The 24,601-nt window shown below is 67.7% G+C and carries 21 protein-coding genes; 10 read left to right on the top strand and 11 right to left on the bottom strand.

The genetic code is table 11. The annotated features are described in order from the left end of the window. Positions 1-63: 63 nt before the first annotated feature. The 6 genes from ABD767_RS09610 to ABD767_RS09585 all read right to left on the bottom strand — a co-directional run bounded on the left by ABD767_RS09610 (position 64) and on the right by ABD767_RS09585 (position 5,825). Positions 64-1,275 (bottom strand): M20 aminoacylase family protein, encoded by a 1,212-nt coding sequence (locus ABD767_RS09610; protein ID WP_344869507.1) that lies wholly within the window; start codon positions 1,273-1,275, stop codon positions 64-66. Beyond that, positions 1,276-2,256, bottom strand: coding sequence for an ABC transporter permease subunit (locus tag ABD767_RS09605; RefSeq protein ID WP_103044065.1), 981 nt, complete (start codon positions 2,254-2,256; stop codon positions 1,276-1,278). Positions 2,257-2,524: 268 nt separating this feature from the next. Then, the gene (locus ABD767_RS09600) at positions 2,525-3,706 is read right to left on the bottom strand and encodes a porin (RefSeq protein ID WP_344869503.1); all 1,182 of its coding nucleotides are present in this window, start codon (positions 3,704-3,706) and stop codon (positions 2,525-2,527) included. 226 nt (positions 3,707-3,932) lie between these two features. Continuing rightward, positions 3,933-4,097, bottom strand: a complete 165-nt coding sequence (locus ABD767_RS09595) for a hypothetical protein (protein ID WP_344869501.1) — start codon at positions 4,095-4,097, stop codon at positions 3,933-3,935. 35 nt (positions 4,098-4,132) lie between these two features. Continuing rightward, entirely contained in the window at positions 4,133-5,170 is a 1,038-nt protein-coding gene (locus ABD767_RS09590) for a porin (RefSeq protein WP_103044067.1), read from the bottom strand. A 205-nt stretch (positions 5,171-5,375) separates the two neighbouring features. Next, the gene (locus ABD767_RS09585) at positions 5,376-5,825 is read right to left on the bottom strand and encodes an OsmC family protein (RefSeq protein WP_103044068.1); all 450 of its coding nucleotides are present in this window, start codon (positions 5,823-5,825) and stop codon (positions 5,376-5,378) included. A 336-nt stretch (positions 5,826-6,161) separates the two neighbouring features. Here ABD767_RS09585 and ABD767_RS09580 point away from each other — a divergent pair, with 336 nt between their 5' ends. From ABD767_RS09580 to ABD767_RS09550, 7 genes are all read left to right on the top strand, one after another. Then, complete coding sequence (locus ABD767_RS09580) at positions 6,162-6,452, top strand: nucleotidyltransferase domain-containing protein (RefSeq protein ID WP_103044069.1); 291 nt, start codon at positions 6,162-6,164, stop codon at positions 6,450-6,452. 7 nt (positions 6,453-6,459) lie between these two features. Continuing rightward, entirely contained in the window at positions 6,460-6,819 is a 360-nt protein-coding gene (locus ABD767_RS09575) for a HepT-like ribonuclease domain-containing protein (RefSeq protein WP_103044070.1), read from the top strand. Between the two features lie 83 nt (positions 6,820-6,902). Next, positions 6,903-8,495, top strand: a complete 1,593-nt coding sequence (gene ilvA, locus ABD767_RS09570) for a threonine ammonia-lyase, biosynthetic (RefSeq protein ID WP_103044071.1) — start codon at positions 6,903-6,905, stop codon at positions 8,493-8,495. Between the two features lie 252 nt (positions 8,496-8,747). After that, on the top strand, positions 8,748-9,554 hold the full coding sequence (locus ABD767_RS09565) for an adenosylcobinamide-GDP ribazoletransferase (protein WP_103044101.1): 807 nt from the start codon (positions 8,748-8,750) through the stop codon (positions 9,552-9,554). Further along, positions 9,551-10,120 (top strand): histidine phosphatase family protein, encoded by a 570-nt coding sequence (locus ABD767_RS09560; RefSeq protein WP_103044072.1) that lies wholly within the window; start codon positions 9,551-9,553, stop codon positions 10,118-10,120. Before ABD767_RS09565 ends, ABD767_RS09560 begins: the two co-directional genes overlap by 4 nt. A 19-nt stretch (positions 10,121-10,139) precedes the next feature. Beyond that, positions 10,140-11,147: an MsnO8 family LLM class oxidoreductase gene (locus tag ABD767_RS09555; protein WP_103044102.1), complete on the top strand. Its 1,008-nt coding sequence runs from the start codon at positions 10,140-10,142 to the stop codon at positions 11,145-11,147. 289 nt (positions 11,148-11,436) lie between these two features. Beyond that, a complete protein-coding gene (locus ABD767_RS09550; RefSeq protein WP_103044073.1) occupies positions 11,437-12,348 on the top strand; it encodes a 5'-nucleotidase in 912 nt (303 codons plus the stop codon). 240 nt (positions 12,349-12,588) lie between these two features. Here the strand turns inward: ABD767_RS09550 and ABD767_RS09545 are convergent, their stop codons facing one another. The 3 genes from ABD767_RS09545 to ABD767_RS09535 form a co-directional block, all read right to left on the bottom strand. Then, entirely contained in the window at positions 12,589-13,032 is a 444-nt protein-coding gene (locus ABD767_RS09545; protein ID WP_103044074.1) for a hypothetical protein, read from the bottom strand. Positions 13,033-13,297: 265 nt separating this feature from the next. Beyond that, positions 13,298-13,795: a cyanophycin metabolism-associated DUF1854 family protein gene (locus ABD767_RS09540; protein ID WP_344869491.1), complete on the bottom strand. Its 498-nt coding sequence runs from the start codon at positions 13,793-13,795 to the stop codon at positions 13,298-13,300. Continuing rightward, positions 13,792-16,074, bottom strand: coding sequence for a cyanophycin metabolism-associated ABC transporter (locus ABD767_RS09535; protein ID WP_344869489.1), 2,283 nt, complete (start codon positions 16,072-16,074; stop codon positions 13,792-13,794). Before ABD767_RS09535 ends, ABD767_RS09540 begins: the two co-directional genes overlap by 4 nt. Positions 16,075-16,277: 203 nt before the next feature. Here ABD767_RS09535 and ABD767_RS09530 point away from each other — a divergent pair, with 203 nt between their 5' ends. Both ABD767_RS09530 and cphA read left to right on the top strand, forming a co-directional pair. Beyond that, a complete protein-coding gene (locus ABD767_RS09530) occupies positions 16,278-18,467 on the top strand; it encodes a cyanophycin synthetase (protein ID WP_344869487.1) in 2,190 nt (729 codons plus the stop codon). 41 nt (positions 18,468-18,508) lie between these two features. Beyond that, positions 18,509-21,091: a cyanophycin synthetase gene (gene cphA, locus ABD767_RS09525; RefSeq protein ID WP_344869485.1), complete on the top strand. Its 2,583-nt coding sequence runs from the start codon at positions 18,509-18,511 to the stop codon at positions 21,089-21,091. Between the two features lie 21 nt (positions 21,092-21,112). Here cphA and ABD767_RS09520 read toward each other — a convergent pair whose 3' ends face one another. Further along, on the bottom strand, positions 21,113-22,615 hold the full coding sequence (locus ABD767_RS09520) for a tetratricopeptide repeat protein (RefSeq protein WP_344869483.1): 1,503 nt from the start codon (positions 22,613-22,615) through the stop codon (positions 21,113-21,115). Between the two features lie 166 nt (positions 22,616-22,781). Further along, a complete protein-coding gene (locus ABD767_RS09515) occupies positions 22,782-23,858 on the bottom strand; it encodes a vWA domain-containing protein (RefSeq protein WP_344869481.1) in 1,077 nt (358 codons plus the stop codon). Positions 23,859-24,162: 304 nt separating this feature from the next. Here ABD767_RS09515 and ABD767_RS09510 point away from each other — a divergent pair, with 304 nt between their 5' ends. Beyond that, positions 24,163-24,597 carry a hypothetical protein gene (locus tag ABD767_RS09510; protein ID WP_103044081.1) on the top strand — a complete coding sequence of 145 codons (435 nt, stop codon included), beginning with the start codon at positions 24,163-24,165 and terminating at the stop codon, positions 24,595-24,597. Positions 24,598-24,601: the final 4 nt, after the last annotated feature.

The raw sequence follows: 24,601 nt of genomic DNA, 5'->3' as shown, positions 1-24,601 counted from the left end.
CCCCCATCCTCGCCTCCCCCCAAAGAAGAAAGGCGTCAATCCATGCAGCGGCATGCATCACCTTCACACGCCCCCCGTCAGCGGCATGGCCTGCTCGACCAGGCTGGCGTGCAGCGCCGCGCCCAGGGGCAGCACCGCGTCGTTGAAGTCGTAGCGGCTGTTGTGCAGCGCCGCGCCGTTGCCCTGGCCCAGGCGCAGATAGGCGCCGGGCTTGGCCTGCAGCATGAAGGAGAAATCCTCCGCGCCCATGCTCGGCTCCAGGTTGCGCACCACGCTCTCGGCGCCCACCAGCTGCTCGGCCACACCGGCGGCAAAGCGCGCCTCGCTGGCGGTATTGATCGTCGCCGGGTAAATGCGCTCGTAGCGCACCGTGGCCGTGGCGCCAAAGCCCAGCGCAATCGCGCTGCACAAATCCTTGATGCGCGCCTCCATCATGTCCTGCACCTTGGGCGAGAAGCTGCGCACCGTGCCCACCAGCGTCGCCTCGCCCGGCATCACGCTGAACGCACCCAGCTCGCCCGCGCGCATCGCGCACACACTGATCACCGCGCTATCGATGGCGCGCACGTTGCGCGCCACGATGCTTTGCAGCGCCGTCGTGATGTGGGCCGCCACCAGCACCACGTCCACCGTCTGGTAGGGGTGGGCGCCGTGGCCGCCGCGGCCGGTGATCTCGATGGTGATGCGGTCGGCTGCGGCCATCATCGCGCCCTCGTTCAGGCCGATGGTGCCGGGCTTCATCGCCGGCCAGTTGTGCATGGCAAACACCGACTGCACCGGAAAGCGCTCGAACAGCCCGTCCTCGATCATCACGCGCGCGCCGCCCATGCCCTCCTCCCCGGGCTGAAAAATGAGCACCGCCGTGCCGTCAAAGCGTCGCGTGGCCGCCAGATAGCGCGCCGCGCCGACCAGCATGGTCGTGTGCCCGTCGTGGCCGCAGCCGTGCATCAACCCGCTTTTGCACGACCTCCAGGCAAAGTCGTTGTGCTCGGCCATGGGCAGCGCATCCATGTCGGCGCGCAGGCCCACCATCTGCCCGCTGCTGCGCCCGCGCCCGCGCACCACGCCCACCACTCCGGTGCGGCCAATGCCCTCGTGCACCTCGTCCACGCCCGCGGCGCGCAGCGCCTCGCGCACGCGCGCGCTGGTGTAGACCTCCTCGAACCCCAGCTCCGGGTGGGCGTGCAGGTCGCGGCGCAGCGCGGTCAGCTCGGGGTGGAACTGGGCAATCTGCGCAAACGCGCGCCCGCCCGCCTTGTATTGCAGGTTCTGCATTCAATGCCCCCCTGCCTTGTCCACGCGCAGGCGCGGGTCGACTACGAAATACAGCAAATCGACCACCAGGTTGATGACCACGAAAATCAGCGCAATCAGGCACAGATAGGCGGCCATCACCGGGATGTCGGCAAAGGTCACGGCCTGGATGAACAACAGCCCCATGCCCGGCCACTGGAACACCGTCTCGGTGATGATGGCAAACGCGATCAACCCGCCCAGCTGCAGCCCGGTAATCGTCATCACCGGCACCAGCGTGTTCTTGAGCGCGTGGCCGAAATAGATGGCGCGGCTGCTCAAGCCGCGCGCACGGGCAAACTTGATGTAGTCGGTGCGCAGCACCTCCAGCATCTCGGCGCGCACCAGCCGCATGATCAGCGTGAGCTGGAAGATCGCCAGCGTGATCGCCGGCAGCACCATGTGGTGCCAGCCCTTGGCCGACAGCAGCCCCGTGCTCCACCAGCCCAGCTGCAGCACCGGCCCGCGCCCGAAGCTGGGAAACCAGCCCAGCGTCACCGAGAAGATCAGGATCAGCAAAATGCCGATCAGGAAAGTGGGCAGCGACACGCCCAGCAGCGACAGCATCATGAACACTTGGCTGGTGAAGCTGCCGCGGCGCAGCGCCGCGTACACACCCATCGGCAGGCCCACCAGCAGCGCCAGCGCGGCGGCCACCAGCGACAGCTCCAGCGTCGCCGGAAAACGCTCGGCGATCAGGCGCGAGACCTTGACCCCCTGGCGCAGAGACAGGCCGAAGTCACCCTGCACCGCGTTGACCAGGAAATGCCAGAACTGCACGATGAACGAGCGATCCAGCCCCAGCGCCGCACGCAGCTGAGCGATCTGCTCGGGCGTGGCGTCCTGGCCCAGCACGATGAGCACCGGGTCGCCAACGAACTGAAACAGCATGAAGGCGATGAACGCCACCGTGGCCATCACGACCACGGCCTGGAGCAGACGACGCAGGACAAAGGCAAGCATGGGGTCGGAGTATGTCAGCAGTTGGAACGATCGCCCCGGCTACAAACCATGATGGGCTGTCGTCATTGCGACGCAAGAGCGTCACTTCGGTGCAAACACCACTGGGGAAAAAGAGCACCGTCCGGAAAAAAACGTCATCCCGGCGAAAGCCGGGATCCAAAGTCCCCATCAACGCGACAGAAAGGGAAAGGCCTCCCAAAGGAGGCCCGTCACCCGATCCGGAAACCGGGCCCCAAAAAAATCGGGCGCCCGGAATTTGCAGCCGCGCTCAGAAGCGGTGGCGCAGGCCTGCAGTAATGCCGGTGCGGCTGCGCGCGCCGTTGGCGTCCAGCGCCATCCCATTGCCGCCGCTGACGCGGGTGTGGTCGACGCCGAAATAGGCATCAGTGCGCTTGGAGAACGCATAGTCGGCCACCGCGACCAGGAAGTTGGCCTTGCCGTTGAACGCGCCACTGGCCGAGCCCGTCTGCTTGGCGTGGTAGTAATGCGCGCCCAGGTTCAGCTGCGGTGTGATCTGGTAACCAGCGCCCACGGTGTACATCTGGCGCTTGTTGGCGTGGTCCAGCACATTCATCGGGTTAGCAAGTGCACTGGCGCCCGGCAGGAAGCCGCCGTTGGACGCACCAGACCAGTACGCTGCCAGCAAACCGCTGTCCACGATGCTGTTCACGCCTGGGGTGAACGTGCCCTTGCGCTTGTTCAACGCATAGCCGGCATTGAAGTACCAGCCTTGCATGCGATAGGAGCCACCCAGTGTCCAGGCATCGACCTTGGTGTCACCCGGCAGTGTCGTGCGCAAATACCCCCCGCCCACGGCCAGACCCTTGTCGGCATAGCGCAGATAACCACCAAAGGTCTTGATGCCACCAGTCGCAGCATTCACACCGGGGCCAAGCTTCTCGACGGTATTGCCTTCATCAAACGAGTACTGCAGCGACCCGCGAACGGCCCCCATCTCGGCGGTGTACTTGATCATGTTGCTGGCGCGCGCGCTCATCGCCATGCCGATCTCGGGCTTGTACGCCTCCATGTAGGGCGAGTACGGGAACGATGCATAGGTAGTCGTCACCACATCGAACAGTACGTTGTACTGGCGACCCATCGTGATGCGGCCAAAGCTGTTGCTTTGCAGTCCCACCCACGACTGCTGGAAAAAGTTGGCGGCCGCCTGGGTGCCATCGTCGGCATTGAAGCGCGCCTCCAGGTTGGCCAGGGCCTTCAGGCCGCCGCCCAGATCCTCGGTGACGTTGACACCCCAGCGGCTGTTGGACATGCCGCCGCCAATCATCTTGCTGGAAGCCTCATTCTGGGCATTGGAAATATGGCGGTAGGCCACGTCCACGATGCCGTACAGCTGCACGCTGCTTGCATTGGCCTGGGCATAGGACAGCGGCGCGGCAACGGCCAGCATGGCGGCCAGTGCGAGAGTCTTGGGAGTGAACAGGCGCATGGTTTGTCTCTTTCAATCGAGAGTTGTGAATGAAAGTTTCATTCTAGGAAACACCCCGGTGTGAGCAAGCTCACAGTGCATCCGCACCACAGTCGTTTTCCCGCATAGCCTGTTGCGCAGGTGACACATGGGGCGCATGGGGCGGCGCGTCGTGGCGCCAGCGGCGCGCGCGAAACCGGCTACTGCGTTGCCTGCGCGAAAAAAACAAAGCCCGCACAGGGCGGGCTCAGACAGGCAGAACGGGATTGCGGCGGGCGAGGGCATCGAGAAAACGCGCCAAGCCTTCTTTTTGTTCTTTGCTGTACTTGGAGGTCATCACGGCATTCCATGGCGCCGCACCGAACGGCAGGCACCCACAAAAAAACCGCCACCCGAGGGCGGCGGTTTGCATGCGATCCAATCGCGCCGGCCTGGGCCGGCATCGGATTAGAAAGCGTGGCGGATGCCGACTTGCAGACCTTGCTGCTTGCCGCTGGCGGTCAAGCCAGCGCTCGTGGCCAGGTTACCGGCGTTCAGGCCGAAAGTAGCACCATTCTTGTTCTTCAGGTAGGCATAGGTGCCGTACACGGCGGTGCGCTTGGACAGATCATAGACATAGCCCAGCGAGAATTCGTTGGCCTTGGCGCTGCTGTCGCTCCACTTGTAGTGGCTGTATGCGGCCTTGATCTTGCCGGCGCCCACGGGAGCGGTTACGCCCAGCATGTAGCTCTTGAGCTTCTCGCTGTTGCCCAGATCGTCCTTGTACTTGGTGTTCTTGTAGGCAGCGGCCAGCTTGGCAGCGCCCAGATCGTACGAACCACCCAGCTGCCACGTCGTCAGGTCTTCAGCAGCAGGATTCAGGCCACCCACACGGTTGCCGTTGAGCTTGTCGTAGCCAAAGCCCACGCTCAGAGGGCCGTTGTCATAGGTCGCACCCAGGGTGATGTAGCGGTTATCGCGCGAAGCGGTTTGCTCGCCAAAGCCGTAGTTAACACCCAGCTTGAAGCCGGCAATATTGGGCGTGTAGTAGGTAATACCGTTTTCAACACGTGCCGCATAGCCGTTGCCCCAGAAGCGGGTAGCACCAATACCGGTATCACCAAATGGGTCGTAGCGCGAAACGGCCAGGTAGGAAGCGGTCAGCTCGCGGCCAAAGCGCACGATACCGAAGCCGCCTTCCAGGCCAACGTACGAAGTACGCTTGAAGTCGAAACCACCGCCAGCAGCCTTGCCTTCGCCGGTGTCGGTGCCGATGCCGCCTTCCAGGTTGAAGATGGCCTTCAGGCCGCCACCCAGGTCTTCGGTGCCGCGCAGGCCCAGACGGCTGTTGGTGGTGCCACCGTAGTTGGTCAGGCCGTAGACGTTCTTGTCGCCCTTGATGTAGGTGGGGCCGGTGTCAACAACGCCGTACAGAGTCACGGAGGACTGCGCCATGGCCAGGCCGGAAGCGGACAGGACTGCCAGGGCGATCAGGGATTTTTTCATTGCGAGGTTCTCCAAGGTTGAACAGAGGGCGCCGCTTTGGGGCGCCAACCTCCTGGTGGGGAAGTTGGGACTATTGCACCAGAGGGGACTGTGATCTGCAAAGCAAATCGGCGAAGGACCACTGGAAAACCCGGCATTCGTTGTGGCGTTGCAACATTTCGCCCTTACGCCCAGACACATTGCCCAAGTGCCACCTGGCAGGCATTCATCCCTCGACCAGTTCGAAACTGGTCGTGATTTGCGCTGTTTTGCCCAGCATGATGCTGGCCGAGCAGTATTTCTCGTGGCTAAGCGCAATGGCGCGCTCCACCGCCGCTGCGGGCAGGTTGCGGCCGGTGACGGTGAAGTGCATGTGGATGCTGGTGAACACCTTGGGCTCGGTGGCGGCGCGCTCGCTGGTCAGCCGCACGGTGCAGCCGCGCACCTCGTGGCGCCCGCGCTGCAGTATGAGCACCACGTCGTAGGCGGTGCAGCCGCCGGTGCCGGCAAGCACGGCCTCCATGGGCCGCGGCGCAAGGTTCTGGCCACCGCGCCCGGGGTGCTCGACGTCGGGCGCGCCGTCCATCATCAGCACGTGGCCGCTGCCGGTCTCGGCCACAAAGCCCATGCCGGTGCGCGTGCCGGCGGGGCCGGTCCAGCTGACGGTGCATTCCATGGCGGTGTTCTCCCCAAAAAGACGAAAAAGAAAATAGATGTTGCAGTGCAATATTTTTACACTACAATCGGCACCAAGCGCTGGCACCCAGGTGTTGCGCACCGATTGTCTCCTCCATCTCCTCAAAGGATGGATTACGCCCCGCACCGCAAGGTTCGGGGCGTTTTTTTGCGCCCGCGTTCGGGCGCGCTGCGGTCGCAGCGCGTCACATGCCTGGCGGCACAGTGGCGGTGCCATGACGGCGAATGTGTGGCGAATGTGCAACGGTTGTTCACCAGGCGCATGCCGCCTACCATTGGCACGGCGAGCGTACGGAACGTATTTTCAGGAGCAGACATGCGCCCCTCAGAAGCATTGGCCCGCCACCGGGAAGCAGTCCACCAGGTGATTGCCGCGCACCACGCCTGCAATGGCCGGGTGTTTGGCTCGGTGGTGCATGGCCGCGACGCACCCGGCAGCGATCTGGACATTTTGATCGACACCACGAACGAGACCACGTTGATGGACGTGGCAGCCATTCAGGTTGCCCTGCAGGCGCTGCTGGCCGTGCCCGTCGACGTCGTCACGCCCAAGGCATTGCCGGAGCGTTTTCGCGGCCAGGTGCTGCGCGAAGCACGTCCGATATGAGCCCGCCATGAGCAAGGCCGACCGGGTTGGCGACTATCTATCGCACATGTTGACCGCGTTGGAGCGCATCGAGCGCTACACCGCGGACATGGATGAAGCGCAATTCATGGCCAATGCGTTGGTACAGGATGCGGCGCTGCGCAACATCGAAATCATCGGCGAGGCGGCCAACAACATTCAGCGTGCAGCGCCTGAATTTGCCGCACAGCACAGCGAGGTGCCGTGGCTGGTGGTGTACACCATGCGCAACCGCATTACGCACGGCTACGACAGCGTCGACCTGGCCATTGTCTGGCGGACGATCCGCAGCGATCTGCCTGCGCTGAAAATTCAGATCGAGCGGGTGCGGGCCAGCGTGCGGGCGTAGCCGCCGCGGATGAACGACAGCCGTCGCCGGGGTCTATCATGTCCGCCCGCGCCGTTCGTGCTGCGGCGCAGCAAAATACACCCATGACCCAAGTCCAGACTGCCTCCCATTCCTTTGTTCTCTCCCCGGCCGAATACCTGAAGAAAGTACTGACCGCGCGCGTCTACGACGTGGCGCGCGAGTCGGATCTGCAGCCGGCCAAGGCGCTGAGCCGGCGCCTGCACAACAAGGTGCTTTTGAAGCGCGAGGATCAGCAGCCGGTGTTCAGCTTCAAGCTGCGCGGCGCGTACAACAAGATGGCACAGCTGCCGGCCGACCAACTGGCGCGCGGGGTGATTTGCGCGTCGGCCGGCAACCATGCGCAGGGCGTGGCGATGAGCTCGGCGCGCCTGGGCACGCGCGCCGTCATCGTCATGCCGACGTCGACGCCGCAGGTCAAGGTGGACGCGGTGCGCCAGCTCGGCGGCGAGGTGGTGCTGGTGGGCGACAGCTATTCCGACGCCTACGAGCACGCGCTGGCGCTGCAGGCCGAACAGGGCCTGACGTTTGTGCACCCGTTCGACGACCCCGACGTGATTGCCGGCCAGGGCACGATTGCCATGGAGTTGCTGCGCCAGGTCCAGGCGCTGGGCAATGCGCGGCTGGATGCTGTGTTCGTGCAAATTGGCGGCGGCGGGCTGATTGCCGGCATTGCCAGCTACATCAAGGCGCTGCGCCCGGAAGTCAAGATCATCGGCGTGCAGACGGTGGACTCGGACGCGATGGCCCAGTCGGCCCAGGCCGGCGCGCGCGTGCAACTGCCCGATGTGGGCCTGTTTGCCGACGGCACGGCAGTCAAGCTGGTCGGCGAGGAGACGTTTCGCCTGGCGAGCAAGCTGGTCGACGAGTATGTGCGCGTGGACACCGACGCCGTGTGCGCGGCGATCAAGGACATTTTTGCCGACACGCGCAGCATCGTCGAGCCGTCGGGCGCGCTGGGCGTGGCGGCCATCAAGCAGTACGTGGCCAAAAACAAGACGCGCGGCGAGACCTATGTGGCCATTTTGTCGGGCGCCAACATGAACTTCGACCGCCTGCGCTTCGTCGCCGAGCGCGCCGACATGGGCGAGGAACGCGAGGCGCTGTTCGCGGTGACGATTCCCGAGGAGCGCGGCAGCTTTCGCCGCTTTTGCGAGGTGGTGGGCGCGCTGCCGGGCGGCCCGCGCAGCGTGACCGAGTTCAACTACCGCATCAGCGACGAGCGCAAGGCCCATGTCTTCGTCGGCCTGTCGACGCACGGCAAGGGCGAGTCCGAGAAGATCGCCAAAAGCTTTCTGAAAAACGGCTTCGAATCGCTGGATCTGACGCATGACGAGATGGCCAAGGAGCATTTGCGCCACCTGGTGGGCGGCCACTCCAACCTGGCGCGCGACGAGCGGCTGATGCGCTTCACCTTCCCCGAGCGTCCGGGCGCGCTGTTCAAATTCTTGAGCCTGATGCGCCCGACCTGGAACATCTCGCTGTTCCACTACCGCAACCAGGGCGCCGACTACGGCCGCATCCTGGTCGGCATGCAGGTGCCGGCGCAGGACGGCGCGGCGTTCGACGCGTTTTTGCAGGAACTGGATTACCCCTGGGTGGAAGAGACGCACAACCCGGCGTACCGGCTGTTTCTGCAGGCCAATGGGCGGGCGTGAGGGGGAGGGGTGGGCGGCAGATGGGTCAGCCCTGCCGCCAATGCCAAAAACCGCGCCGGCCTTGCTCCCTCTCCCCCCGGGAGAGGGTTGGGGTGAGGACGGTGTGCACAGCAACAGGCTTTTGCCGAGGCCGACGCCGCTGGCCCCCACCCCCGCCCTCCCCCAGAGGGAGAGGGAGAAATACACACGCCGGTCGGCAGCTTTGCTCCTTCCCCCTCTGGGGGTAGGTTGGGATGGGGGCGGCTGGCCATGATCCAAGCCCTGCGCCACTATCTGCTGGCCGTGCAGTTCTTCACCCGCCTGCCCGTCACCGGCCGGCTGGCGGCGTGGGTCGGCTACAGCCCGGCCCTGCTCAACGCGGCCAGCGCGCACTTTCCCGGTGTCGGCTGGCCGGTGGCAGCCGTTGCCTGCGCCGTGTACGCGCCACTGTGGTGGGCGCTGGGTAGCGGCGGCTTTGCGCCGCTGGCAGCGGCCGCGCTGGCCACGGCCACCACGCTGCTGGCGACCGGCGGCTTTCACGAGGACGGCCTGGCCGACACCGCCGACGGCCTGGGCGGCGGCTACACGCGCGAGCGCGTGCTGGAGATCATGAAGGACTCGCGCATTGGCGCGTTCGGCGCCATGGCGCTGGTGCTGGCGCTGCTCACCAAGCTGGCGCTGCTGGCACAGCTGGGCAGCACGTCGCTGGCGCCGGCGCTGTTGGCGCTGCTGGGCGCGCATGTGCTGTCGCGCTGGTGGCCGCTGACGGTGATGCGCTGCCTGCCCTATGCAGGCGACGGCGCAAGCAGCAAAGCTAAGCCGCTGGCCAGCCACACCAGCGCTGCAGCCGTTGCCGCCGGCGCGCTGTGGTGTGTGCCGGCGCTGCTGTGGCTGGGCGCGGCGCTGGGCTGGGCGGCGCTGGCCAGCGCCGTCGTCGTCAGCGGCCTGGCCGCGCAGTGGATGCACTGGCGGCTGGCGCAGCGGCTGCAGGGCTTTACCGGCGACGGCCTGGGCGCGGTGCAGCAACTGGGCGAGCTGGGCTTTTACCTGGGGCTGGCGCTGGCGCTGGCGCAGCGGTGAGCCAGCTGTGGCTGGTGCGCCATGCGCGCCCGCTGCAGGCGGATGGCCTGTGCTACGGGCGGCTGGATCTGGCGGCCGACGCGCAGGCCACGGCGTTGGCGGCGCTGCAACTGCACACGGCGCTGCCACCGGACGTGGCCGCGCTGCGCCACTCGCCGCTGCTGCGCTGCGCGCAGCTGGCTCAGCAGTTGCAGGCCCTGCGCCCGGCGCTGGCGCTGACGGCCGACCCGCGGCTGGCCGAGATGGATTTCGGCAGCTGGGAGGGCCGCACCTGGAGCGCCATCGACCGCCAGGCGCTGGACGCCTGGGCCGCCGACCTGGCAGGCCACGCGCCCGGCGGCGGCGAGCCGCTGGCCGCGATGCTGCAGCGCGTGGCCGCAGCGCTGCGGCAGGCGCGCGCGCAGGCACGGCAGGCGGGCGGTGCCGACCAGGTATGGATCACCCACGCCGGCGTGGCGCGCTGCGTGGACTGGCTGCTGGGCCCGCACGCCACGCGCACGCCGCAGGCGCACGAATGGCCGGTGCAGGCGCCGGTCTTTGGCGGCTGGGCCTGCATTCCTCTATAGCTTCGTGACAATGGCGGCCATGACTGCACCGAACAAGAAACCCCTGCTCTCCATGCTGGACCTGGTGGCCGTGCGCGAGGGCGGCACCGCGGCCCAGGCCATCGAGATTGCCGTGACCACGGCGCGCAAGGCCGAGGCGCTGGGCTTTGCCCGCTACTGGCTGGCCGAGCACCACAACATGCCCGGCATCGCCAGCTCGGCCACCGCCGTGCTGGTGGGCCACATTGCCGGGGCCACGCAACATATCCGCGTGGGCTCGGGCGGCGTGATGCTGCCCAACCACGCGCCGCTGGTGGTGGCCGAGGCCTTCGGCACGCTGGCCAGCATCTACCCCGGACGCATCGACCTGGGGCTGGGTCGCGCGCCGGGCACCGACGGCGCGACCATGCGCGCGCTGCGGCGCGACCGTTTCGAGACCGAAGCCGACTTTCCGCGCGATGTGGCCGAGCTGCAGCGCCTGCTGGGCCCGGTGCAGCCGGGCCAGGCCATCGTGGCGGTGCCGGGCGCGGGCACGCGGGTGCCCATCTGGCTGCTGGGCTCCAGCCTGTTCTCGGCGCAGCTGGCGGCCGAGCGCGGCCTGCCCTACGCGTTCGCCTCGCACTTCGCGCCGCGCCTGCTGCACGCGGCGCTGGATCTGTACCGCTCGCTGTTTCGCCCGTCCAGCGTGCTGGACAAGCCCTACGCCATCGTCGGCGTGCCACTGGTGGCCGCGCCCACCGACGACGAAGCGCAATACCTGGCCAGCAGCACCTACCAGCGCGTGCTGGGCATCCTGACCGGGCGGCGCGGCCTGCTGCCGCCGCCGGTGCAGGGCTACCTGGAGCGCCTGGGCGCGCAGGAACGCCAGGCGATCGCCGACTTTCTGGCGGTCGCGGTGATCGGCGGGCCGCAGACGGTGCGCGAGGGCTTTGCCGCGCTGGCCCAGGCCACGCGCGCCGACGAGTTCATGCTGGTCAGCGACGTGTTCGACCCGCCGCTGCGGCTGCGCTCGCTGGAGATCGCGGCGGCGGCCCGGCAGGCGCTCTAGGGCCTGTTAACGCTATTTTTGGCGATGCGAACATACTCAAAACGGCGTCAATCGAGACGTGCGACGCGGCCCAGACTGGGTGTCTGGGCAAGGAGCGCAACGAAGAGTGGCGCAGTTTTGAGTATGTTCCCTTCGGGTTGCGATCAAAAGGGCCATCGCCGGCGTTGCCAGCCTTGCCAAGGGTGGCACCTTGGCTGCGGCTGGCGCCTTGGCGAGTGGCCCTTTTGATCACAACGCATCCGTCAAAAATAGCGTTAACAGGCCCTAATCCTTTTCTCGGAGGAAAACCATGGCGGCGACGCTCAGCGACAAACTGGTGGTGGCCATCTCCTCGCGCGCGCTGTTCGACTTCGAGGAAGAAAACCACCTGTTCGAGGCCGGCGACGAGGCCGCCTACATGCGCTACCAGCTCGAACACGTGCACGCACCGGCGCGCCCGGGCATTGCCGACGCGCTGGTGCGCAAGCTGCTGGCATTCAACACGTCCCAGGCGCAGCGCGTCGAGGTGGTCATGCTCTCGCGCAACGACCCGGCCAGCGGGCTGCGCGTATTCGCGTCGGCCCAGGCCGCCGGCATGGCCATCGAGCGCGGTGTGTTCACGCGCGGACGCAACCCCTTTGCCTACCTGCGCCCGCTGGGCGCCCACCTGTTTCTGTCGGCCAACGAGGCCGACGTGCGCCAGGCGCTGGCCGAGGGTTTTCCGGCAGCGCGCGTGATGACCGACGCCACGCCCGCCGGCGACCGCTACCCGCACGAGGTGCGCATTGCGTTCGACGGCGACGCGGTGCTGTTCTCCGACGAGGCCGAGCGCGTCTACCAGGCCGGCGGCCTGCAGCAATTCCTGGCGCACGAGCAGGCGCTGGCCACCACGCCGCTGGGCAGCGGCCCGTTTCGCCCGCTACTGGCCGCGCTGCACCGGCTGCAGCAGCAAGCCCAGGCGTCGCAGACCATGCGCGTACGCACCGCGCTGGTGACCGCGCGCAGCGCACCGGCGCACGAGCGCGCGGTGCGCACCCTGCTGCAATGGGGCATCACGGTGGACGAGGCGATGTTTCTGGGCGGGCTGGAGAAAGGGCCGTTCCTGCGCGCGTTCGAGCCCGATTTCTTCTTCGACGACCAAAGCGGCCACGTGCAGTCGGCCGCCGCCCATGTGCCTGCGGGCCACGTGGCCAGCGGGGTGTCCAACCCGGAACCTGGATAGCCGCCGCTGCTCGCCCGCCTGCGGCTTGTCGAGATATAGGAGGCCAGCCCTCTGGCCGATGCAATCCTCGCGACGAGGGCGTCGCTCCTACCCGGTGGCAGGTCTCGCCTGGATGCGGTGGGTGGGGCAGCCCGCTTTATTCCGTTTCGATATCGATCGAGTACGCGAAGGTGAAGCGCAGACAGTGCTGTAGCACGACAAGCGAAGCCGACAAAGTAATCGGTTGATATGGAAGTGGAATTACGCGCCGCCGCCGCGCTTGATCTTGGGGTCGGCGTAGGTGGGCGACTCGTCGTTGCTGACCTGCTGGGCCAGGCGCTCTTGTGTGGTGACGCGGTTGACCTCCTGCGCCGCGTCGATCGCCGAGGCGCTGGCGCGCCACATGGACTGGATGAAGTCGATCATCTGCTGGTACATCGGCGGACGCTTGGGGATTTCCTCATCCTCCTTGGGCGCTTCCTTTTTTTCCTCGGGCAGGGTCCAGTCGCGGTATTGCTCCTCGGGCGAGAGGGTTTTCTCGGGCATGCGCACCACGGCGCCCTCGCCCAGGCGATCCAGCGACTCGACCGGGTTGACCGCCTGCACCGGGCGCACCGGCACCGCGCCGGAGGCGCCGGTGGAGTACAGATCCGCACCCTGCGGGCGCCATGGCAAGGCTGTGCGGTCTACGGATGGCAATGGCATGGCATGTCCCTCTTGTTCGTCTGAATGGGGCGGTAGTGGCAATGACCTCCTCGTCGTACCTTTGATTCGGCAAACAAAAGGGGGAATTGAGGCTTTATTGTGTTTTGTTACAAATAAAGGCGTATTTACGCCCTCACCGCCATGCCGGCGAAAGTCGGAATGACGGGGCGCGCGGAAAGTCCGGGGAATCTTGGGAGATATGCAAAACGGGCCCGCGGCCCGTTTCCTTGTTCCCTGGCTTTCCCTGCCCTGGTCTGCCCCGCTGCTACAGGAACCGCTCCAGCAGCTTGCGCGAGGCGCGATCCAGCCGGGCCACGTCGCGGATGAAGAACTGCAGGCCGTCGCTGGAGGCGATGCGCAGCTGGCCGCGCTGGCCCAGGCGGCGGATGTCCTCCTCGCCCTTGAGCACCAGCGTGGCCGGCCCGCGGTCGGTCTGCAGCTGCCAGGTGCTGGGCATCGAGAAGCTGGAGACGCCCAGGATGCGTTCGATGGTCGGGACGAACTCGCGCACCGCCAGGTCCTGCTCGATGAGTGCGCGCACCGGCGCGGGCAGCGCGTCCAGGCGCTCGACCCAGGCGCATTCGTGGCCGTCGCTGCCGACCAGCGACAGGCCGTCCAGCGGCGCCTCGATCGGGAAGGCGCGCACCGGCGTGACGCCCTCATGCACCGTGCCGTCGGCCAGGGTCAGCACCAGGCGGCCATGGGCGTTGCGCTGCAGCTGCCAGTCGATGGCGGCGATGGTTGCTACGGTGGGCTCGGTCATTGCGCCTGCTCCTCACTGTGCGGGCCTTCCTGCCCTCCGCGGCGCTCCTGCGCCATGTACAGCTCCCAGTAGGCGCCGCGCCGGGCCATCAGCTCGTCGTGCGGGCCGACCTCGACGATCTCGCCGCGGTCCATCACGACCAGGCGGTCGGCCTTGCGCAGCGTGGACAGGCGGTGGGCGATGGCGATCGTGGTACGCCCCTGCACCAGGTTGTCCAGCGCCTTCTGGATTTCCTTCTCGGTCTGCGTGTCCACGGCCGAGGTGGCCTCGTCCATGATGAGCACGCGCGGGTCGATCAGCAGCGCGCGCGCAATGCTGATGCGCTGGCGCTCGCCGCCCGACAGGCTCTGGCCGCGCTCGCCCACCAGCGAGTCGTAGCCCTGGGGCAGGCGCAGGATGAACTCATGCGCGTGCGCGGCGCGCGCGGCGGCGATGATCTCGGCGCGCGTGGCGCCGGGCTTGCCGTAGGCGATGTTCTCGGCGATGGTGCCGAAGAACAGGAAGGGCTCTTGCAGCACCAGGCCGATGTGGCGGCGCCAGTCGGTCACGGCCATGCGGCGGATGTCGACGCCGTCGACCTCGATGGCGCCGTCGCTCACGTCGTAGAAGCGGCAGATCAGGTTGACCAGCGTGCTCTTGCCCGAGCCGCTATGGCCGACCAGGCCGATCATCTCGCCCGGACGGATGTCCAGCGACAGGTTCTTGATGACGGTGCGGCTGCCATAGCGAAAGCCCAGCCGGCGCAGCGTGATGCCGCCCTGGATCTGCGCCAGCTGCACCGGCTGCTCAGGGTCGGGCACGTTGCTGACGTGGTCCAGGATGTCGAAGATGCGCTTGGCGCCCGACGCCGCTTTTTGCGTGACCGAGACGATGCGGCTCATCGAGTCCAGCCGCGTGTAGAAGCGCCCGATATAGGCGATGAAGGCGGCCAGCACGCCCACGGTGATCTGGTGGCGCGCCACCAGCCAGATGCCAAAGGCCCAGACGATGAGCAGGCCGATCTCGGTCAGCAGCGAGACGGTGGGCGCAAACAGGCTCCAGACGCGGTTGAGCCGGTCGTTGGCCTGCAGGCTGCGCAGGTTGGCCTTGCGAAAGCGCTTGGCCTCACGCCCCTCCTGGGCAAAGGCCTTGACGACGCGGATGCCCGGAATGGTGTCGGCCAGCACGTTGGTGATCTCGCTCCAGACGCGGTCGATCTTCTCGAAGCCGGTGCGCAGGCGGTCGCGCACGTTGTGGATCAGCCAGGCGATGATGGGCAGCGGCACCAGCGTGACCAGCGCCAGCCAGGGGTTGATCGAGATCAGTATGGCGCTGGTCATCACGATCATCAGCACGTCGGTGGCGAAGTCCAGCGCGTGCAGCGACAGGAAGACGTTGATGCGGTCGGTCTCCGAGCCTATGCGTGCCATCAGGTCGCCGGTGCGCTTGCTGCCGAAGTAGTCCAGCGACAGGCGCAGCAGGTGCTCGTAAGTGGCGGTGCGCAGGTCGGCGCCCATGCGCTCGGACACCAGCGCCAGCACATAGGTGCGCGCCCAGCCCAGGCCCCAGGCCAGCAGCGCCGCCAGCAGCAGCCCGCCCAGGTACATCGCGACGAGCGAGACTGGAATGTCCTTGCCGTCCTGGTAGGGAATCAGGATGTCGTCCATCAGCGGGATGGTCATATAGGGCGGCACCAGCGTGGCCGCGGTGCTGGCCAGCGTCAGCGCAAAGCCGGCGGCCAGCTGCTTTTTGTACGGACGGGCAAAGCGCCACAGGCGCAGCAGCACCCAGGTCGAGGTGGGCGCGGCCTGGCGGCGCGCGCAGACCGGGCATTCGTCGCTGCCGGCGGGCAGCAGCTGGCCGCAGGTCTCGCAGCGCGGCTGCTCGTCCCCCTCGCCTTCTCCCTGCCAGGCCTGGCCACGCTCCAGGTGCGCGATGCACTGAACGAAGGCCTGCTGCAGCGCCACCGCCTGCGACTGGCGCGCCAGCGTGAAGCGCCACAGCGCGATCTGGCGCTCGTCGTCGTGCAGCGCCAGCGTTCCGACGCCGGCGGTCTCGGTCAGGTGCAGTTGCATGCCGGGCGCCAGCACCTGGGCGCCGAGCGCGCCGCCTGCGTCGCGCGAGAGCAGGCGCTGGCCGGTCAGCGCCAGCGCGCCGGGCGCAAAGCGCAGATCGGGGGTCAGGTCAACCTCCAGGGTTGCCAGGACGTTTTCTTGTGGAGCGAGGGCATCCTGCCAGCGCGCTGCCGCCAAAGCGGGCAGGTCAGCCTCAACAGCGTCTACCAAAGAGTGATGTTGCATTGTCTTTCTGTCATGGACACGGCCAACCCCTTCGGGGGATGCGCAGGTTTGCGTGGCCAGGCTGCGGTGGCGCATCAGTGTGTACGGCGCCAGGCACCTCCGCTTAACGCGCCAGGGCCGCTTGCGGCTGACGCGCCCTGACCGCCGGCGCGAGAATCCGGCTCCTTTCCTCTGAATCCCCAAAAAAACACCCCCTTCCGCCCATGGCACGCTTTGAAGACATCCAACTGCTGCGCACCACTTATCTGCGCGGCCCCAGCGTCTGGACTTACCGCCCGGTGCTTGAAGTCTGGCTCGACCTGGGCGCGCTGGAGGACTGGCCGTCGCACAAGCTGCCCGGCTTCAACGAGCGCCTGACGGCCTGGCTGCCCGACCTGGTCGAGCACCACTGCGGCGTGGGCGAGCGCGGCGGCTTCATCCAGCGCCTGACCGGCGGCACCTGGATGGGCCACGTGCTGGAGCACGTCATCATCGAGCTGCTGAACCTGGCGGGCATGCCGGCCGAGTTCGGCCAGACGCGCGAGATCTCGCGCCGCGGGGTCTACCGCATGGTGTTTCGCTGCCCCGAGGAAGCGGTGGCGCGCACCGCGCTGGCCTGGGGCCACAAGCTGGTGATGGCAGCGATCAACGACGACGCGTTCGACCTGGACGCGGCAATTGCCGCGATCAAGACCGTGATCGACGAGCGCTACCTGGGTCCGAGCACGGCCAGCATCGTCGACGCAGCGGCCGAGCGGCGCATCCCCGCGATCCGCCTGAACGACGGCAACCTGGTGCAGCTGGGCCACGGCGCGGCGCAGCGGCGCATCTGGACCGCCGAGAGCGACCAAACCAGCGCCATTGCCCAGGGCATTGCCCAGGACAAGGACCTGACCAAGGAACTGCTGACCAGCTGCGGCGTGCCCGTACCCGAGGGGCGCGACGTGGAAAGCGCCGACGACGCCTGGGAGGCGGCGCAGGACATCGGCCTGCCGGTCACCATCAAGCCCAGCGACGGCAACCACGGGCGCGGCGTGACGCTTGAGCTGAGCGACGAGGACGACATCCGCACCGCCTATGCGCTGGCGCGGGCCGAGAGCGAGGACGGTGACGTCATCGTCGAGCAGTTCATCGCCGGCACCGAGCACCGGCTGCTCGTCGTCGGCGGCAAGGTGGTGGCCGCCTGCCGCGGCGAGCCGGTGCACGCGCTGGGCGACGGCCAGTCCACGCTGCGCGCGCTGGTCGACGCGCTGAACAAGGACCCGCGCCGCGGCCCCGAGCAGCAATACCCGCTGGACCGCATCGACCTGGACAAGCCCGCCGTGCGCCTGGAGCTCAAGCGCCAGCGCGTGACGCCCGACACCGTGCCCGCGCTGGGCCAGCAGGTGCTGCTGCAGCGCAGCGGCAACATGGCGATCGACTGCACCGACGAGGTTCACCCCGACGTGGCCTACCACGCCTGCCTGGCGGCAAAAATCGTCGGGCTGGACATTGCCGGCATGGACATGGTGATGGCCGACGTCTCTCGCCCGCTCAAGGCGCAGGGCGGCGCCATCATCGAAGTCAACGCCGGCCCCGGCCTGCTGATGCACCTCAAGCCCACCGTGGGCATGCCGCGCCCGGTGGGCATGGCCATCGTCGACCATCTCTTCGCGCCCGCAGAAGGCGGCGCCGGCAGCGGGCGCATTCCGCTGGTGGGCATTGCCGGAACGCAGGGCAACGCCTTCATCGCCCGCCTGGTGGGCTGGCTGCTGCAGCTGTCGGGGCGGCTCACCGGCGTGGCCAGCAGCGACGGCATGTTCCTGGCCGGGCGGCGCACCCAGCGCAGCAGCTGCGCGCACTGGGCCGGCGCCCACCGCGTGCTGACCAACCGGCTGGCGCAGGCCGCCGTGATCCAGACGACGGCGCGCTCCATTCTTGAAGAAGGCCTGGCCTACGACCGCTGCCAGGTCGGCGTGGTGACCGACATGGACGGCTGGCAGGATCTGGCCGACCACGACGTGCTGGAGCGCGCCGCGATGACGCGCGTGCTGCGCACGCAGATCGACGTGGTGCTGGACGGCGGCGCCGGCGTGCTCAACGCCGACGATGCCCAGGTGGCGGCGCTGGCCAAGCTGTGCGACGGCGCGGTGCTGCTGTATGCGCTGGACGAGCACAACCCGCTGCTGGCCGCCCACCGCGCCGAGGGCGAAGGGCGCGCGGTCTTCGTGCGCGACGGCCAGGTGGTGCTGGCCAGCGGCGCGCGCGAACGCGTGCTGGGCACGCTGCAGGCGCTCGCCCCCGCCCGCGGCACCGCGCCCGACACCGCGTCGCTGCTGGCCGCCATTGCCGGCGCCTGGGCGCTGGACATTGCGCCCGAGCTAATCGCCGCCGGCATCAAGACCTTTGAATACGGCGACACGGCCGGCGCCTGACGCGTCGGCAGCGCCCCACACAAGACAGACAGACCAAGGCCATGGAAATCATTCGCACCCGCGCGCTGCGCGGCCCCAATCTCTGGACCCGCAGCACCGCCATCGAGACCATCGTGCGCTGCAGCGAGCAGGAGCACGACATCGGCCAGCTGGCCGGTTTTGAAGACCGGCTGCGCGCGCGCTTTGCGCAGATCGGCGCGCTCAAACCCCAGGGCACCCACCAGCCGCTGTCGCTGGCCGACGTGCTGGAGACCGCCGCGCTGCAGCTGCAGGCGCAGGCCGGCTGCCCGGTCACCTTCAGCCGCACGCACGAGACGGTGGAGCACGGCACCTTCCAGGTCGTCGTCGAATACACCGAGGAGGCCGTCGGCCGCCGCGCGCTGGAACAGGCCGCCGCGCTGGTCGAGACGGCGCTGGCCGACGCGCCCTTCAACGCCGACCAGGCGATTGCCGAGCTGCGCGAGCTGGACGAGGACGAGCGCGTCGGTCCGTCCACCGGCTCCATCGTCGACGCGGCGCGCGCGCGCGGCATTCCGGTGCGCCGGCTCACGCGCGGCTCGCTGGTGCAGCTGGGCTGGGGCGCGCGGGCGCGGCGCATCCAGGCGGCCGAGCTGGACGCCACCAGCGCGGTGGCCGAGTCGATCGCGCAGGACAAGGACCTGACCAAGCGCCTGCTGCACGCCGCCGGCGTGCCGGTGCCGCTGGGCCGGCCGGTGGCCAGCGCGGACGACGCCTGGGCCGTGGCCGAAGAGGTCGGCCTGCCGGTCGTCGTCAAGCCCCAGGACGGCAACCAGGGCAAGGGCGTGACGGTGAACATCGCCACCCGCGCCCAGCTGGACGCCGCCTACGCGACGGCGCGCGAGTACGGCGACGAGATCATGGTCGAGCGCTTTCTGCCCGGCCATGACTTTCGCCTGCTCATCGTCGGCGACCGCATGGTGGCCGCCGCGCGGCGCGACCCGCCGCAGGTGCTGGGCGACGGCGTGCACACCATTGGCGAGCTGGTTGACGAGGTCAACCGCGACCCGCGCCGCGGCAGCGGCCACGGCACGGCGCTGACCCGCATCCGCCTGGACGAGATCGCGCTGGCGCGCCTGACCGCCGAGGGCCTGAGCCCCGAGAGCGTGCCCGCGCGCGGCCAGCGCGTGGTGCTGCGCCACAACGCCAACCTGTCCACCGGCGGCAGCGCCACCGACGTGACCGACGACGTTCACCCCGACATCGCCGCGCGCGCCATCGAGGCGGCGCAGACGATTGGCCTGCACATCTGCGGCGTCGACGTGATCTGCGAGTCGATGCTGCGCCCGCTGGAAGACCAGGGCGGCGGCATCGTCGAGGTCAACGCCGCACCCGGCCTGCGCATGCACCTGTCGCCCTCGTTCGGGCGTGCGCGCAACGTCGGTGCACCCATGGTCGACGCCCTCTTTCCCCCGGGCGAGGACGGGCGCGTGCCGCTGGTCGCCGTCACCGGCACCAACGGCAAGACGACGACGACGCGCCTGATCGCCCACCTGTTTGCCGCCCACGGCTGGCGCACAGCGATGACCAACACCGACGGCGTCTACGTCAACGGCCACCAGATCGACAGCGGCGACTGCTCCGGCCCCAGGAGCGCACGCAACGCGCTGTTCCACCCCGAGACCGACGCCGCCGTGCTCGAATGCGCGCGCGGCGGGCTCTTGCGCGAGGGCCTGGGCTTCGACCGCTGCCAGGTCGCGGTGGTCACCAACGTCGGCGAGGGCGACCACCTGGGGCTGAACTTCATCACCACGGTGGAAGACGTTGCCGTGCTCAAGCGCGTCATCGTGCAGAACGTCACGCCCGCCACCGGCTGGGCCGTGCTCAACGCCGCCGACCCGCACGTCGCGGCCATGGCCTCGGTCTGCCCGGGCAAGGTCATCTTCTTCGCCCACGACCGCCACCACCCGCTGATGGCCACGCACCGCGCCCAGGGCCAGCGCGTGGTCTACGTCGAGGGCGAGCACATCGTCGCCGCCGAGGATTCGTGGCGGGAAAGCGTGCCGCTGCGCGACATCCCGCTCACGCACGGCGGCACCATCGCCTTCCAGATCGACAACGCCATGGCCGCCGTCGCCGCCGCCTGGGCCATCGGCCTGCCCTGGGACACGATCCGCCGCGGCCTGGCCAGCTTCGTCAACGACAGCGACAACGCGCCCGGGCGCTTCAACGTCATGCACTACCACGGCGCCACGCTGATTGCCGACTACGGCCACAACCCCGACGCCATCCGCGCGCTGGTGCAGGCGGTGCAGGGCATGCCGGCCAACAAGCGCAGCGTGGTCATCAGCGGCGCCGGCGACCGGCGCGACGAGGACATCACCGCGCAGACGCGCATCCTGGGCGAGGCCTTCGACGAAGTCATCCTCTACCAGGACGCCTGCCAGCGCGGCCGCGCCGACGGCGAGGTGCTGGCGCTGCTGCACCAGGGCCTGCAGAACGCGCCGCGCACCAGCTACGTGACCGAGATCCACGGCGAATTCCTCGCCATCGACCACGCGCTGGCACGCCTGCAGCCGGGCGACCTGTGCCTGGTGCTGGTCGACCAGGTGCAGGAGGCTCTGGAGCACCTGCAGCAGCGCTGCGCGGGGCCGGCGCCGAGCTGATTGTGCTGCGGCAGGCCGGTTTCAGAGGTTTTCGAGCCTGGCCTCGATCTGCGCACGCAGCGCCGCATCGGTGGCCTCGCGTGCCGCTTTTTTCAGCACCTTCCTGGCGTCTTCGGCACGGTTCTCGTTCAGGTACAGCTCGCCAAGCCGCAGGCGCGCGCGCGCCGCACCATTGGCGTCGCCGCTGGCTTCGTGAATATGGGCCAGCGTGTCGAGAACCGTGGGGTTGTCGGGCGCCGACTGGCCGGCGCGGCTGGCCAATGAAAGCGCCTCGTCCTTGCGGCCCTCTCCCAGGCGCAGCAGCGCCAGGTTGTTCAGGCTGGCCCAGTGCTCGGGCGACGTCTTGAGCACGCGCTCGTAATACGTCGCGGCGCTGCGCTTGTCACCCGCGCCTTCTTCCAGCATGCCGACCATGAAGGCGGCATCCACGTCGTCCGGCGCCAGTTCCAGCCGTTTGCGCGACTGCGCAAGCGCGGCCTTCGTATCGCCCTGGCGCAGCAGCACCAGTGCCATGCCGGCGCGCAGCGAGGGATCGCCCGGCTGCCCGGCAATCGCCCGTGCAAACGTGTCGCGCGCCTTGTCGTAGGCACCCATGCCGGCATACAGCCTGGCGGCGGCGGCCAGCGTGTCGACGCCGGGCTTGCGCTTTTGCTCCACCAGCCTATCCAGGCGCTGCTGCGCAGCATCGCCGGCACCCGAAGCCGCCTCGCTGACGGCCAGTTCCAGCGCAGGGGCGGGATCCTGGGGCGCGATCGTGCTCGCCTGGGTCAGGGTCGCGATGGAATCGCCCCACTGCTGCTGGGCGCGCTGGGCACGGCCGAGGCCCAGCAGCGCAGGCACGTCCTTGGCGTGCTCCTGCCGGGTCAAAACAGTGCGATAGCGCGCCGCCGCCTTGGCCGGATCGCCGGACGCCAGCCAGGCATCCCCCAGCGCCACAAGGGCCGGCGCAGGCACGTCCTTGCCGCCGCTGTTGGCTTCATCCCACGGTTTGAGCAACTCCAGGGCCTGCTCGGGCCGCCCGTCGCGCAGGTACAGGTGCGCCAGATCCACGCGCAGGCCAGGGGTGGTTTGCGCAAGTCCCGCCACGCCTTTTTCCAGATGCACGATCGCAGGCTCGACGGCGCCATGGCGCGCCAGGTACAGGCCAATGCGCTGGTTGGCAAGCCTGTCTCCGGGGGCGATCTTGGTGGCCTCCTGGTAGAACGAGAAGGCCTTGTCCTCCTCACCCATTGCCGTCGCGATGTCGCCGAGCTTCGTCCATGCGGTGTACTGGTCGGGATCGATCTTGACCGAGCGCTGCAAGGCCTCGATGGCCTGGGGCACCTTGTTCTGCAGTGCCAGCGCAATGCCCAGCACCTCATGCGCGGGCGCCGATTGCGGTGACTCCTTGATCACGCGGCGGGCCAGTTTTTCAGCGTCCGCGGCCTTGCCCGACTGGATCAGCTCCACCGCCTCGTCCAGCGGGCCGCGCTGGGCCGCCATTTTCCCCATGCCCATCACGCCCTGGGTCAGGTCGACCGTCATGGCGTTCGCCTGGACCATGGCAAAAAGCAGCGGCAAGGACAGCAGGACGGCTCGCAACGAAAAAACTTGCATGGTCAGCTTTCAGGTCGAATACAAAATGGTGCAGCCCTCAACAAAATGGGGCGGCACCGTGCCGCCCCATTCTGCCCCAGCAGGTTGGCTTGGATCAGCCCAGATTGCGGCGACGGCGGCGCAGTGCGGCGCTGCGCAGGCCGAAAGCACCCAGCAACATGGGCAGAGCGCCCGGCAGCGGCACTTCGGATACCGAGCCAACGACCGTGATGTAGTCCTTCTCCAGCGCCACCTGCCCGCCATCCACAAAGGCGCCCACGCCAAAGTCGTAGGTGCCGGCCATCAGGCCCGTCAACGTCATGTTGAACGTGAAGGTGCGGTCTTCCGAGCGGTCCCAGGAACCGGAATAGGACACCGGATCAAAGCTCACCTCAACGCCGCCGGGCGCCGCGCCGACCAGGCCAAGCGCGACATTGGTGTAGGTATCGAAGGCGTCCCCAATCGCGTTCTGTATCAACGTTGCAATGTCCGCGCTGCCGTCGAACAGATTGAAAGAGCCGCCAGTCTCAGTGGCGATCGTCATTGCCGCATCGAGCGTGCAATCAGAGCAGTTAGCGTTCATCGCGTTGGTACCGACGACCAGCACCTTGACGTTGTTGTCCTTCAATGCGCCGATTGTTTCGTTCAGCGTTGGGTAGTACAAGCCACCCTCATGCCCGGGAGCATCGCCGAACTGGACGATGAACCGGTGCGACCCAGCGCGCCAGTCGCTGGCCTCGGCCTGCTCCTTGAGCGCGATCAGATTGGCCTCGGGTGTGTCACCGCCCCCGCCAGCAACCCACGTGTTGATTCCCGTCTGTACCGCGGCCGTATCGGACGTCAGCGCCTGGTTAACTTTGGTGATGTAGGCATCCGTTCGATCCCTGTATTCACTGGCACCGAACTGGGCGTCGCCGTAACCGGCGACGTTGCCCATGATGGAAGTCGCGTTCGCTTTCGCCTGATTGATGATGCTTCCCATCGAGCCCGTGGTGTCGGCGACGAATTTCACGTCAACCAGCGCCGATGTTGGCGCCTCTTTGGAGATGACGACCGTCTTGGTAATGGTGATGGATTCACCGACACCCAGAGTCGCCGAGAAGGTCTCGGGTGAAATGGAATCGGCCATGGCTGCATGGCTGGCCAAGGCAAAGCCCGCGGCGATGCCCAGCATTCGCAATACATGTTTCATGGAACTGTCTCCTCGTTTGTGGACGGTACAGAGTACAAACGAGCTCCCCTCCTCTCAATAGGGCCAATGGACTACGGGTTTGCCGATGTAAATGCAAATGCAGCCACGCCTGCCCATGCCAAGCCTGGGTTGAGCCAGAAACCCGGCGCGCGCCCGCGGCAGCGGCCGACCTGGCCGCGGATCTGGGCGTGAGCGTGCCCACGCTGCAGCGCCTGCCGCCCGCTGCACGCCGGCCGGGGCATGTTGGCCGACTTGCCCATCTGCGCCGTTCAACCCCCAGGGCCAGGCCGAACTGCTGACGCAGTTGACGCCGCTGCAGGGCGGTGGCTGCTGGATGCCGCTGGCCGGCAGCGGCTGGCCAGTCCCTGACGAGGCACGCGACGGCTGGTGGCCCGGCCTGCCCTATCTGCTGCACGACATGCGACCGCAGGGCTACATGGGCCGCCTGTTCGCCCGCGCCGAGCACCACGCCCTGGGCGTCGCGCCCGACCCGCAGGCCTGGTCCGACGACGACATGCTGCCCATGCTGCACGCGCCGCTGCCCGGCGGCGAGGTGCCGATGCGGACGTTCGAGCCGCCCCTGCCGCTGCCGCCCCAGTGCGCGGTGTGGCACGCGGCATGGAGCGCAGCGCGGGATTTCTGGCGTGCCGCAGCGGACGATGGGCGCGTCAGCGCCACATTCTGCGAGGTCTGCGCGGCGCATGCGGATCAGCTGTCCGCGGCGGCAGTGCATGCATGACTAC

The sequence above is a fragment of the Comamonas faecalis genome (assembly GCF_039538025.1).
GTDB classification, from domain to species: Bacteria; Pseudomonadota; Gammaproteobacteria; order Burkholderiales; family Burkholderiaceae_C; genus Comamonas_C; species Comamonas_C faecalis.
Note: the sequence above shows the minus strand (reverse complement) of the source record. Positions and strands in the feature narration are given on the sequence as shown.